Source organism: Paenibacillus sp. Marseille-Q9583, assembly GCF_976954365.1.
Map to the genome: position 1 here is coordinate 1 of NZ_CDRJTB010000082.1, position 12,533 is coordinate 12,533.

General features: G+C 41.2%; 12 protein-coding genes. 3 read left to right on the forward strand and 9 right to left on the reverse strand.

Features of this window, described 5'->3' with window-relative positions:
- A partial coding sequence (locus ACWNM1_RS26525; RefSeq protein ID WP_449603307.1) for a DUF2785 domain-containing protein occupies positions 1–510 on the reverse strand: 510 nt, incomplete at its 3' end.
- Between the two features lie 218 nt (positions 511–728).
- Between ACWNM1_RS26525 and ACWNM1_RS26530 the strand changes: the two genes are divergently transcribed.
- On the forward strand, positions 729–1,517 hold the full coding sequence (locus ACWNM1_RS26530) for a tyrosine-protein phosphatase (RefSeq protein ID WP_449603308.1): 789 nt from the start codon (positions 729–731) through the stop codon (positions 1,515–1,517).
- Between the two features lie 85 nt (positions 1,518–1,602).
- On the opposite strand, the gene ACWNM1_RS26535 is transcribed toward ACWNM1_RS26530, so the two are convergent.
- The 6 genes from ACWNM1_RS26535 to ACWNM1_RS26560 form a co-directional block, all read right to left on the reverse strand.
- Entirely contained in the window at positions 1,603–2,325 is a 723-nt protein-coding gene (locus ACWNM1_RS26535; RefSeq protein WP_449603309.1) for a sensor domain-containing protein, read from the reverse strand.
- A 126-nt stretch (positions 2,326–2,451) separates the two neighbouring features.
- The gene (locus ACWNM1_RS26540; protein ID WP_076282825.1) at positions 2,452–3,591 is read right to left on the reverse strand and encodes a toxic anion resistance protein; all 1,140 of its coding nucleotides are present in this window, start codon (positions 3,589–3,591) and stop codon (positions 2,452–2,454) included.
- A gap of 24 nt (positions 3,592–3,615) precedes the next feature.
- A complete protein-coding gene (locus tag ACWNM1_RS26545; protein WP_449603310.1) occupies positions 3,616–5,304 on the reverse strand; it encodes a vWA domain-containing protein in 1,689 nt (562 codons plus the stop codon).
- A 13-nt stretch (positions 5,305–5,317) separates the two neighbouring features.
- Positions 5,318–6,064 carry a hypothetical protein gene (locus ACWNM1_RS26550; protein ID WP_449603311.1) on the reverse strand — a complete coding sequence of 249 codons (747 nt, stop codon included), beginning with the start codon at positions 6,062–6,064 and terminating at the stop codon, positions 5,318–5,320.
- A gap of 225 nt (positions 6,065–6,289) precedes the next feature.
- The gene (locus ACWNM1_RS26555) at positions 6,290–7,525 is read right to left on the reverse strand and encodes a molybdopterin-dependent oxidoreductase (protein ID WP_449603312.1); all 1,236 of its coding nucleotides are present in this window, start codon (positions 7,523–7,525) and stop codon (positions 6,290–6,292) included.
- A gap of 45 nt (positions 7,526–7,570) precedes the next feature.
- Positions 7,571–8,449, reverse strand: a complete 879-nt coding sequence (locus tag ACWNM1_RS26560) for a LysR family transcriptional regulator (protein ID WP_449603328.1) — start codon at positions 8,447–8,449, stop codon at positions 7,571–7,573.
- 113 nt (positions 8,450–8,562) lie between these two features.
- On the opposite strand from ACWNM1_RS26560, the gene ACWNM1_RS26565 reads away from it, so the two are divergent.
- Positions 8,563–9,852 (forward strand): adenylosuccinate synthase, encoded by a 1,290-nt coding sequence (locus ACWNM1_RS26565; RefSeq protein ID WP_449603313.1) that lies wholly within the window; start codon positions 8,563–8,565, stop codon positions 9,850–9,852.
- A 117-nt stretch (positions 9,853–9,969) separates the two neighbouring features.
- Here the strand turns inward: ACWNM1_RS26565 and ACWNM1_RS26570 are convergent, their stop codons facing one another.
- Together ACWNM1_RS26570 and ACWNM1_RS26575 are read right to left on the reverse strand one after the other, a co-directional pair.
- Positions 9,970–10,158: a hypothetical protein gene (locus ACWNM1_RS26570; RefSeq protein WP_449603314.1), complete on the reverse strand. Its 189-nt coding sequence runs from the start codon at positions 10,156–10,158 to the stop codon at positions 9,970–9,972.
- Between the two features lie 185 nt (positions 10,159–10,343).
- Positions 10,344–11,540: a stalk domain-containing protein gene (locus ACWNM1_RS26575; RefSeq protein ID WP_449603315.1), complete on the reverse strand. Its 1,197-nt coding sequence runs from the start codon at positions 11,538–11,540 to the stop codon at positions 10,344–10,346.
- Positions 11,541–11,818: 278 nt separating this feature from the next.
- Between ACWNM1_RS26575 and ACWNM1_RS26580 the strand changes: the two genes are divergently transcribed.
- Positions 11,819–12,349 carry a GNAT family N-acetyltransferase gene (locus ACWNM1_RS26580; protein WP_449603316.1) on the forward strand — a complete coding sequence of 177 codons (531 nt, stop codon included), beginning with the start codon at positions 11,819–11,821 and terminating at the stop codon, positions 12,347–12,349.
- Positions 12,350–12,533 lie beyond the last annotated feature (184 nt).

A 12,533-nucleotide genomic window follows, 5' to 3' on the forward strand; every position in this document is an offset into this window, starting at 1 on the left:
GAGAATCGTTATGAGGTCATTGTTATCCAGTTCGGAACATTGAGCTAAATCGTCTAAAGCATCTGCTGCATGGGCTATGGCATGAGCCCAGCCTTTTTCTTCATCATACCCGCGGTAATCTCGCTCTTCTTGTACATTGTAAAATACTTTCTCTTTTATCTGATGAATTTGCTCTCTTGAGAGAAATGGTGATTCTCTATGTCTCTCTAAGACGAGTGGTATGACTAGCATTGAGAAAGATCTAGTAAAGACAGCGTCTGTATTTGTTTCACCAAGCTTAAAATGCAAATGGTTATGATCCAAAATAACTGGAAGAAGTTGTTCTAGTTCATTTGCAGTTAGAGAATTACCAGGAATCCAATGTGATAAGATTGTATAAATCAGGTCATCACGCAGCTCGGCATCCACAGAACCGATGTTCTGTATCATTTCTTGTATCAACTGGTATGTATCGGGAGGTGCTTGGTAGCCATTTTCTTTTATTTCTATCAACTTTTCCTTTAAATTCATTTTACACACTCCTACTAGAATTTTTCCGTATGCAGCGCAATAACGTTACATGACATTGCAACCGATTTTACAGAAAAGATGATCTTTTTACTATGTTTTTTTGTTGGCCTTTATCATGGTACTATAAATAGTATTAAGGGCAAACTTTTATGGTTAAGCGGCACCCTTTCTAAATTTTAGAATAGCCTATTCAATAACCAACCAAAGGTGGTACGAAAATGAACCAGAAACTAGGAACAACAGATTCTAAGCGTCGTGTTCTCCCCTTTAAAGGTGTCCTCAATTTCCGAGATATGGGCGGATACATCACCTCAGATGGCCGTAGAGTCAAATACGGTTTGTTTTTTCGATCAGCCGAATTAACAGGAATGACCGATCAAGATATAAAACTCATAAAATCACTTGGAATTAAGACCATATTTGATTATCGAGGAATAGAAGAAATTCGTTTAAAACCAGATCCAGTCATTCCAGGAGTTAATAACATTTGTGTACCTGCGCTAAAGCAAGAGGTGCCTGGAGACATGAGAGATGTGGTTCGTTCTGGATTCCTTGAACATTTCACGACAGACTTCTTGGTTAATATGTATTTGGATATGGCCTTTAATAACCCTTCCTTTAAGCGACTTATGGCAACCATTATGCTTCCAGATGAATTCAGTATCCTGCATCATTGTGCCGGTGGAAGAGACCGCACTGGCGTAGGATCAGCATTCATCTTCCTAGCACTTGGGGTTCCAAGAGAGACGATTATAGAAGACTATTTGCTCTCCAATCAGACACTTGGTCCTCTTAACGAGCAAATAAAAAAGCAAGCCTCACAGCATCTGTCACCAAAGGAAGTCGATACTGTTATGGCTGCGCTTATATTGCGCCGAGAATTCATGGAAGCCATTTTCTCTGCCATCGATGAGCGATATAAAAGTGTAGAGATTTTCCTCGAACAGGAATTCGGCATGACTGCTGATAAGCGAAAGCAGCTACAAGCCTACTGTTTAGAAGCTTAATAACATATTGAGCTATGGACTAATTCATTAAGATAGCGAAAAAGTATAAGAAGCGTAGCTCTTTAAGAGCTACGCTTCTTTCCATTTAATACTGACGTTCTTCCTCGTAGGATACAAACAACATTCTACGCTGTACATCCATCAACGATTTAATCACCCAAGTTGCGATCACAGAAACGACGAGTCCCGCTACAACATAGGAAATGTATTGCTGAGATAATGTCCAGTCGATATTAAATAAGGCAAACACACTATTCTCCAAAATATTCAAATCCATCGTTTGCAAGAAAATCTGATGTAGCACAGGTAGTGTGATCAGACCTAGCGCTGCCGCTACCACAGTTATCGTTAGTGAGAAGAAGATAATGCTGGATACGAATCGTCCCATAATCAGCATGATGTTACGTGCAAACTTTGCACCATCAAAACCTAACTTCATGCGTTGCAGGAAGCCCGCTCCCTCTTGCTTCATATCCGTTCTGCGCTCTTCACTCGGTCTAGGAATATCCAGCAATGATCTTACTAGCTCTTGCTCAAATTTCACAATGTAATCTAACCCTTTAGCTACTGCGAAAAACAAGGGTATACCGATGAAAATAGGTGTTAACCCAATGGATAACGCTAGCCCTGTTACCATAAACACGAAATATACAATCGTAATTGGTAAAGAGATTATAAAATACAAAATACTCCGATAGGTCTTGGGACTTGATCGACGTTTGCCTGGTTTAGATTGTGATTTCGATTCTACGGGAATCTGCATGGAATCTACCGCTCCGATCGGCATTGTATACAACTTATCGTTCATTTCTTATGTCCTTCCTCTCACGTTATCAATTAATTTCATTATACGTGAGAAAGAGAAGGCTCAAAACAGTCTTAGGACCGGAGTCTTACCAGACTTAAGGCTAGGATGGGTTTAGACTGGAAATAGCTACAAGCCCAGCTTATTCCCCTTCTCGAGCCGCACGATCTGCTGTTCTCCGCTATCTGCCAGCTCTCTGAACTGGTTAATGGTTTCACGCATTTTAGGAAGAGCTTCCTGCTTATACGTACTTATCGAATCTAAAGCAGAAAGCACATCTGTGAAGGCTTGTTTTAAAGTATCTACAGAAATACTTGATTCAAGGGATTGCTTATGGATCGCCGCCCCCTGATCTTTTAACATTTTTGAGGTACCGCTTATTAGCGTGTTGGTCGTTTGATTTAGGAGTTCAATCTTTTTCAATACGATTCGTTGATTGTAGAGTGCACTTGCCACCGTAACAGAGATTTTCAGGGCCGAAACCGTAACATTTCTAGCTCTGTCCACCCCTCTGATTAGCTCTTTATTATTTCGTATAACCACTTCAATCGCCATAATTCCCTGCTGATTTACTACCAGCATCTGTTGCAGATCCATCACACGCTGCCGCAGAGGAAACAATACCTCCTCCGTTATGAACTTTACTCTTTCTTCAGACTCATTACGTAGCTTGGCTGCATCTAGCTGAGCCTCAATCTCCTGATCCATCAGCATTCCTAGCTGAATTTCTTTCTGCAGTTTTTTAGTGAGCTCTCTAAGCGATTGCTGCTCAAACTCTAATGTAGTGTTATCATTCTTCAATACGGTTTTGCCTTTATCTAAAGAAATGATAATATCTGAGATTACAGCATCTGCTTTTTGATACTTCGCAAAATAACTCCGCAATGGGTTAAAGAACTTCCCTAGAAGACCACTTTTGGCAAAATCCACTGCGCTTGGGTCTAAATCTTTCAACTGGAGGTTTAGTTCCGTTAACCCTTTAGCTACTTGCCCGCCTTCATCCCCTGTTTTTGACAAATTCCCTACAGAAACTTGCAAAAGAGAGTTCTTGTCTGAAGACGATCTCATGGTGCTCATCCCGAAGCTGTCTATGGATTGCAGCACTTCTTTTCGTTTATCTAAAGATTCTAAATCCAGCTCCAAAATCGTCGAGACATTGGTTATCGCCATTTCCTTCAGTTGCGTTACTTCCTGTGGCTCAGGTTTAACCTGTTCTTCAATCGCTGATTTCAATTTCTCCGGACTTACCACTTCCATCGTAAAAGACATAGAATCCCTCCTAAAAGTTGTAGCTTACATTTGAACATTAAGCAGGTTTCCGATTTTATAGACTACGTCGTCTGTATCCGCGTTGATGTTAGCCGCTTCATTAATAATTGAAATGCTCTCCAGTGCTTTAATATTCGCGTTGTAGCCAATGGTGTAAATCGGAATTTTGTAGGTTTCAATTAAGCCTCTGATATCATTTAGTGAATGACCTTCATTCGTCTCTCCATCACTTAATACAAAGATTAAAGGTTTGATTTCCGGGTTTATCTTCATTTCGTCTTGAAGCATTTTGAGTGCCACCACAATTCCATCAAAAGTCGCTGTCCCCCCATTCGCCTGAAGACTATCTATCGCTCCAACAAACATCGACTGCTGATTCGTGTCATATTTGCCAATTGGAAGATTTATCGTAACGTTATCGGAGTAGGAAACAAAACCAATACTATTATCTTTGCCTAAGTATTTCTGTCCTGTTAATAATGATTGCTTTAAGCGATTTAAAGGCTCTCCGTTCATGCTACCTGAGACATCAGCTACAAATACTGCCGCAATGGGTTTATTGCCGTTTTTCTTCTCCTTCCACAGCTTTTGAGCCGAGGATAAAAGACTGCCATCCACTGGATTAACCTCGGAATGATATTCATTCAATCCATTAAAACCTTTTTCCTCACCCAAACGCTGATACTTATCCTGTTCAACAAACTCCGCGAATTTCTTAATAATGTCCAGCTTCTCTTGTGGAAGATCACCTAATGCGTAAAGGGGACTGTCATGCCTTACACCAAAAGGGGTAAATACATAACTACCCTTTAGTTCGGGTGCATTTGCGTAAATTTGATACTCTAATACAAAAGCATCCAGCTTCCCCGTTTTAGCCGCATCACGCATTTGTAAAGTAGTCGATGCGATAAAAGGTACATTCGCTTGGAATTTCTCAAAGCCCTGAACCGCTTGCTCTCCAAGCAAATCAGAGCTGTCAAACGTCCCAAGTGCAGTTACAAGAAAGTTCAAACCTGTTGAGCTGGCAAAAGGATCTGTGTACCCCATAGATAATTCATTATTCGCTATTGCATCAGTAATCGTCTTGACGTTTAAAGAACCATACTTTTCTACTAACTCATCATATTTCGTTTTATTCGTGACAATACCGGCTACATTACCAATAAGACGATTGGTTATAAGCTGCGTATTCATTCCGTTCGCTTTTACCATCTCACCCCATAACTCATTGGATGGTGTAAACGCATCTGGTATATATTTACCAGACCTTATGTAATCTGTCGCTGTTCCTGATGCAATATTGCGTATTTTTACTGAAACAGGTAATCCGTTCACTTCTATATTGGAACTATTAAAGTCTGTCGCCACTTCATTAAGCCATCCATCATTACCCGTTCCTGATTTCTCTGTGGATGAAAAGATTTCGACAAAGCTATCCGTTGTATTGGTTACTGATATAGGAAATTTAGAAATATCCGGCAAGGAATCACCAATCGCTACAGGATCAAGGTCGATTTGTCCTTTAACTTGCTCCGCGATATTTACGTTAATTTTTTTATAAAGTTTTTCCAGCCGCTTTCCTGCATCTTCTGACGAAACCTCAGTAGTTGTTTTACCTAAATTAGATGTTAAGGTGATCCCAAAATACACAAGAGCAAAAACTACCACTGTTATAATTCCGAGGACTAAAAATGTTCTCCCTTTCCTAGCCATTCGCATCTTCCTTTCATTGCTTATAGAATTTCGTCTGTTTGATCAATTCATCGATCTCCTTCATACAAGGCATATCTTCAACATCTTTATAATTCGTACTGTCTAATAGCGATATTTCGAGAAGTAATTGATCTAACTTCAGCAAAATCTCTTCGTTTGCACCGAGATAACCTGTTACATAAGCCAAGTATTCATTGTATAGCGCTGTTTTTTTCTGCACCAATTTATCCGAGAACTGCGCAGGTCTCTGCTGACTGGCAAAAAGGGAGAATTCCGAAGCGTCAAAAACACTTAACTTATTAAGTATCCCTCGGATATTCAGATAGAAAAGCTTCTCTACTTCATAACTGACCGCACCAAACTTCTTGAAGCTTAGCTCCGACTGCTCAAATCTCTGACCAAGGACAACCATTAACGTGTTTTTCTTCTTTTCCATCCGAGTGACCTGATCCAAAGCCAGCGTAATGTCCTTCTTCAGCACCTTTGCATTTTTGTATTTCGTGAGTGCTGCTATATAATCCTCATGCGTCTTTATCTCTTTTACTGGTGGAACCACCGAAGCTTTAAACAGCAAATTATAACTTCCATAAAGGACAACCAGAAGACTGATCACTACTAATGTCACGGCAAAGGAAGTCTCTAGAACGCTTACTCCCCCAATTTCGACCCCTAATAACCCTGGTGACAAAACGATAATATTCAGTAACACCACGCCAATTATAAGTCCTAATAGCTTTACGGATCTCGCACCGTTCAACATAAACACCTCCCTAACCGATCCGGTAACTTTTTCCATCATTTGCTTTATTTTATCAGAAACTAACTCACCATACTCCTTTTATTTACAAAAAAACTAATTTTCCGCAGATGATCTCTGCCCCTCGTTGATTCACTTCTATATATATGGAACTATTTCTGTGATTACATCCCTAATCACAAAAAAACCTTAACAGGCCCCAAGCCCATTAAGGTTAAGTAAACTCATTTATACCCAAGCGTCATTCGAATATCCTCGTTGCTCCCAGTATCCTGTATGCTCTCCCTCGATCAGTTCAATCCGGTTCAGCCACTTCACTGACTTGTAAGCGAACATTTTGGGGACAATTAGCCGAACCGGTCCACCGAGATCGCTCGGAATCGGTTTCCCATCATGCATCACCGCAACCATAACATCGTCCATATCCGCTTGTTCCAGCGTAAGAGTATCTGTATATACCCCATCCCCTGAGTAGAACTTCACTGTCTTTGCAGTGGACTTCACACCAGCCAGCTGTAGAAGATCCTTCAGCTTGATGCCCTCCCAGGTATTCTTATAGACGGACCAACCTGTCACGCAGTGAAAATCACTCACTTGAACCGTCCGTTGCAATTGAACGAATTGCTCCCAATTCCATGTAAAGCTCTGATCAACAAGTCCATCCAACTTAAAGGACCAATTATCGTTCGTGAACTCAGGAATAGGGGTTACAGTATAAACACGGAATTGACCCTGCGACCCACCCCCAAGAGGCGGTGACGATGCCGCGAGTGGCTGCGGTGCTGGCAACAGCTGATTGCGGTCATTCTCGATTAATTTATCGATCGTTTCGCTGCCACCAATGTTTCCAATCGAGCTGCCTAACCATTTTACAAATGAGGGCCCGATTGTAAGTGCAAGCCCTACCCCGATCGTCCCTCGAATGAAAGCTCTACGTGTATAGACTGGCTGTGGAGTATTCTGAGATGCTGTAATAGCACTCCCCTCGCTCTTGATGGTCCGACGATTCGGCTCCTTCAACCACTTCACACGAGTCAATGAGTGGTAGATAATGTAAGGCAGTCCAATCCAAGTCAGGACATCATGAACGACCAATGCAAGATTAGATACTTGCGGTCCTACCGTACGAAACTGCCATAACAATACACCAGAAACGAACCACCCAAGCAACAGGAAGAGCACAACAAGTACATTGAACTGCTGCCAAGGTCTTTCCTTTAGCTGTTTCCAATGTTTACTGGCCAGCAGAAGATAATAGATCACTGGAAGGATAGATGCAATTCCTACCACAATATGCAAGCCTTTAATCCATACCCTGCCTTCACCGAGGAAACCTCGCCAGAAACCGCCTACTAGCACAAGCCCAGTCAAGGCCAATATCACGACGATCCAGCCGTTCCAGGTGTGAAGTGCACGCAGCTTTTTCCCGTATCCCTTACGTAGCTGACCAAGCAAATCACTCATAGCTTAGCCTCCTCCTCATATGTATGATCCCGCATCCGATATAATTTAGTCCAATAAGGATAGAAAGGACTTTGATGCAGCAGAGAGTGGAACCCCTCGAAGCGTCGCTATCCCGATGTTACGCTCTGGAAATGGCGGATCTAAAGGGATTTCTACAAGCTCCCCACTTTTTAATTCTTCCCTTACATAATCACGAATAACAAAAGCTAGACCAAAGCCACGCAAAGCGAACTGAACAAGAAGATCTACACTGCCTAGTTCAAACTCTGGTGTTATCGTCACATGATTGGAGGCAAGAAACCCATCGATATACTTTCTAGTGCTGCCTCCTGGCTCCAGGAACAACAATGGGTACTGCTTGATGTTTGAAAGCGGCATCGTATTATCCGCTAAATGACGGAAGCCCTTGCCTCCTACAAGACAATCTTGTAGCCGTGTACTCTTACGAAATTCAATCTGTTTGTCGGATGCCGGTAAGCTTACGATGCCGAAATCAATTTTGCCTTCTTTTAAAAGCGTGAGCGTTTCCGGTGTTGTTCGATTCGTAATATGAATACGTACGTTAGGGTATTGTTCGTGATATTGCTCGAGATAAGATAACAAGTAATATTTGCAGAGGGTATCGCTTGCACCGATATGAATCTCCCCACTATTTAAATTGTTCATTTCAGCAATCGCTCGCTCACCCATCTCCACATTCTGAAAGGCTTGCTCAATGAATCGCAGCAGTACTTTTCCTTCTGTTGTTAGATCCACCCCTCTAGAGGTACGAAAAAATAAGGGGCCGCCCATCTTTTCTTCCAATTGCTTAATCGTGTGACTCACCGCTGGTTGTGTGATATTCAGCCGTTCTGCTGCCGCAGTTAAGCTGCCTGTTTGTGCTACCCAATAAAAAGAGCGATACCATTCCAAGTTGATGTCCATCCCCAAGTCATTACCTCACCTTATAATAGATATTACATATATCAATTTTTCTAATGTTATATCTAGCATTATACTTAGACCTGTAGCCAATCACAAGCTTGGGAGGTAATCACGTGACCGTAATCGCAATTGTAGGAGCTAACTGGGGAGATGAAGGCAAAGGAAAAATGACAGATGTACTAGCCGCTCAATCCTCCTATGTAGTTCGTTTTCAAGGTGGAAGTAATGCTGGGCATACTATCATTAACCAGTATGGAAAATTTTCGCTTCATATGCTGCCTTCTGGTGTATTTTACCCTTCAGTTACAAACATTATTGGACCAGGAACAGCTCTTGATACAGAAGTATTAGTAAAGGAATTACAAGCATTAGCAGATAGAGGGGTTCCACAGCCGAAGTTATACGTATCTGAGCGTGCTCAAATCGTACTCTCGATCCATCGTTTGTTTGATGAGCTGGAAGAGGAGCGACTTGGGTCACAAGGGTTCGGTTCAACCAAACGAGGAATAGCTCCATTCTACGCGGATAAATATGCGAAGCTAGGGATACAAGTTGCAGATTTATTTGATCCCGCCCGACTTGAGAAACGTCTCGAACAATTACTTGCTTCAAAAAATGTATTGCTGGAGCATTTATATAAGAAAGCCCCTATCCAAGTCTCGGAATTAATGGCTCAGTTGCAAAAGGAAGCTGCGCAATTGACACCATATGTTGCCAATACAACAGAAATACTACAAGAAGCTTATGCAAAGGGAGAAACGATTCTACTTGAAGGGCAATTAGGCGCTCTGCGCGATCCTGATCACGGTATATATCCTTACTCTACCTCTTCATCGACACTTGCCGGATATGCACCTGTCGGCGCGGGTCTACCTGCGGCTGCCATCACGAATGTTATCGCTGTAACGAAGGCATATTCCAGTTGTGTTGGTGCTGGACCTTTTGTATCTGAATTAGAAGGCCCTGTAGCGGATGAACTTCGCACACGAGGTGGAGATGCAGGGGAATTTGGCGCGACTACCGGACGTCCTAGACGTATGGGTTGGTTTGATGCAGTAGCTACACGCTATGGTTGCCTGATGCAAGGTGCAACGGAGGTTGTGTTGACCAATCTGGATGTTCTTGGTTATTTAGATGAGATTCCAGTTTGCGTTGCCTATGAGCTTGAAAATGGGGAAATCACCGACAAGTTTCCAGCAACCAATAAGCTAAACGCAGCAAAACCGATAGTAACGCATTTATCTGGCTGGAACTGCGATATTTCCCATATCACGAACTTCGACGAGCTGCCAGAGCAAGCTAAAAGTTACGTAGACTTTATTGAAACGTCTATTGGAATACGTATTTCTACTGTTTCTGTGGGACCTAGACGTGATCAGGTCATTCATCGTACGCTGAAATAATTTCATACCCAGCATAGTGTGAAATGTATACTTTCTTATATTTCAAAATAAGGATGCCTAGTTGTACCTACATGCAAAATGCATATAGCTGCAACTAGGCATCCTTGCGTTACTCTTTTACACCAACACTGCATCCACTTTCGTCTGAGGCGCCTTGTCACAACGCTTACAAACCTTAAGGACTGATCCGTCCGTTTTTCTTTTTGGATAAAGCAGTTTGATTCGTGTGCTCTGACAGACCGGACAAGTACCCCGACCCCTGGATGGTAAACTCCACAGTGCATGTCCACGTTTTGACTTTGCCATGAATAAACCCCTCATTTCGGTCAACAAATAGTCAACACTTCATTCTGAAAGTGCTTCTTCCAAAAGATATGCTGCAAGGACAGGTTGTATGATTAAAGACGTTTAAAAGTTCCTGTAGAATATAAAAAAGACGCCTTCGAGAATGAAGACGTCCTATTGTTTAGAATCGGATAGATATAGATAACTTAGTTCGTGTAAATCATGGAGACAACACCATTCGTAAAGGTAACATAGTTATAATTTCCATACCGCCAAGTCTCTACAGTAATTCCACTTCCGGATAGACTTGATTTGTCGATAGGGGTTCCCCAGCTTAGTTCTACTTGCTGCTTGGTCATTCCTGTCGAAATTTTACCTGCCTTAATTTTAGCCCATGTTGCATTTGACCATTTATAGATTTTGGTAGGATCAGACGTAAAGAAATACTCTTTGTTTGCCAGAACGCGAGTGACCTGATCATATTCCATATCATAAGTCTCCACAACTTTACCTGATGCCAATTTAAAAGAAATCGCAAACTCATTATCGTCGTTCACTAGAATATCAACAATCGTTGCTTTTTGGAATTTATAGTCGGAGTCAAACTGGTTAAACCAATAAGTCTTTCCGATTAGCTTAGCGAGATCCCCTTGAGATTCTCTTTTAGCTATTTTTAACGTATTTTTCGTATACGCAAATAACTCCGCTTTACCGAAATTGATGTTCAAAGACTCATAATGAGCACCAAAGTCCAACACTGCTCCCAATGAAGTTTTTAAGAGGGTTGCAGGGAATACAGCTCCTCCATCCACGGTTTGCACTTTACCAGACATTTTCACCTTATTCCCATTCACCATAGCAATATCACTGCCTAGCTGAAGTTGGATAGGCAAATCTCCCAGACGAATGCTAAAGGTCTTAGTGGCTGTGTTAGTCTGAATAGTTGCACCCAAGCTCTTAAATGTGGATTGTACAGGCAAATACATCGTGCCACTGATCAATACACCTGTTTCGATGTCCTTATCAGCACTGATAGATACCTTTAACGTTTTGGAATTAGTTCCTGAACGTACGGTTACATTTGTTTCACCAACGGCTAATGCTTTTATTGAGCCATCTGGCAGCTTTTGCAATAAGTAAGGCTTCTCGATCACCATATCTGCTTGAGACAAAGGAACACGTTCGGATGAGCCATCTGGCCCTTTTGCAAAAATCTGCACAGGTACCTTGTCACCAACAGTCATCTCCGTATAATCCATTTGAAATATCAAATCATCCGTGCTAGACATTGACTGTTCGTTCACTACATTTGTGCTATTTGCATCTGCTGCCTTCGCTGTATGAATTGGACCATACATAGATACTGCTAGTACTGCTGCAATACTCCATTTAATAGCTTTCATTTTCCAAAATCCCCCTCTAGTAAATAAACCATTATTACTTTATCACAATTCCACTATTTTAGTAGATAAAAATGGAAGATTAGTGATCTTATATTTTTATAATGTGTAAATATTATGAAAAATAAAGGGAATCAGATGAATCTACAAGAAATTACAGAGCAAGCATTACAGAGTCTACCATTTATAAACTTAAATTAGGAGTGATCATCTGAGATAACTATTAACAATCATTGTATATGAGACACAAATCAAAGACTTAGACTAGGAGTGTTATCTTCGTGGAATTAATAACTGACAGATTAATATTAAGAGAGTATACAAGCAGTGATTCTTCTTTTTATGAAGAACTAGAACAAAATCCCCTATCCTACAAGTATGAGAACACTGCACCTGATGCCAAAAAAATTAAAAATGACTTCCTTTCGATCTTGTCTCAAGCAACAAATGATCCACGGCAATATTATGATCTTGCAATATGTAGAAAGCTGGATATGAAGCCCATCGGTAATATCAGTATCAAGTTAAACTGGGAAGAAATCAGAGAATGGGAAATTGGTTGGGTCCTACTCCCGGACTATTGGAAAATGGGATATGCAACTGAAGCCGTGAAGTCCATGATAGGTTATGCCTTTAAGTCTCTTAATGCACATAGGGTGGTTGCTTATGCCAACGCCGAGAATGTGCAATCTGAGAAAGTAATGATTAGAGCAGGGATGTTTAAAGACGGGGTTCTTAGGGAGACTAGATTCTGTAATCAGCAATGGTGCAACGAGATTATTTATTCTTCTTTGGAACAAGAGTGGACCTAATATTTAAAGGGAGTTGTCTCAAAAGTAGTGAACGCTACTTATGAGACAGCTTTTTTCATATGATAATCCAAGCAACAGGTTCTCACTTGATGTATTAACACTAATTAGGGAATTCTCCCTATAAATAATCGGTATTCACTAATAATGAATGAAATTAGGGAATTCCTCCCTATAAATTAGGCTA

What these genes read in the sequence shown, in the direction of transcription:
- ACWNM1_RS26570 (WP_449603314.1), bottom strand. Translation starts at nt 10,158, where the DNA reads ATGGCAAAGTCAAAACGTGGACATGCACTGTGGAGTTTACCATCCAGG.
- ACWNM1_RS26550 (WP_449603311.1), bottom strand. Translation starts at nt 6,064, where the DNA reads ATGTTGAACGGTGCGAGATCCGTAAAGCTATTAGGACTTATAATTGGC.
- ACWNM1_RS26560 (WP_449603328.1), bottom strand. Translation starts at nt 8,449, where the DNA reads ATGGACATCAACTTGGAATGGTATCGCTCTTTTTATTGGGTAGCACAA.
- ACWNM1_RS26555 (WP_449603312.1), bottom strand. Translation starts at nt 7,525, where the DNA reads ATGAGTGATTTGCTTGGTCAGCTACGTAAGGGATACGGGAAAAAGCTG.
- ACWNM1_RS26535 (WP_449603309.1), bottom strand. Translation starts at nt 2,325, where the DNA reads ATGAACGATAAGTTGTATACAATGCCGATCGGAGCGGTAGATTCCATG.
- ACWNM1_RS26575 (WP_449603315.1), bottom strand. Translation starts at nt 11,540, where the DNA reads ATGAAAGCTATTAAATGGAGTATTGCAGCAGTACTAGCAGTATCTATG.
- ACWNM1_RS26545 (WP_449603310.1), bottom strand. Translation starts at nt 5,304, where the DNA reads ATGGCTAGGAAAGGGAGAACATTTTTAGTCCTCGGAATTATAACAGTG.
- ACWNM1_RS26530 (WP_449603308.1), top strand. Translation starts at nt 729, where the DNA reads ATGAACCAGAAACTAGGAACAACAGATTCTAAGCGTCGTGTTCTCCCC.
- ACWNM1_RS26540 (WP_076282825.1), bottom strand. Translation starts at nt 3,591, where the DNA reads ATGTCTTTTACGATGGAAGTGGTAAGTCCGGAGAAATTGAAATCAGCG.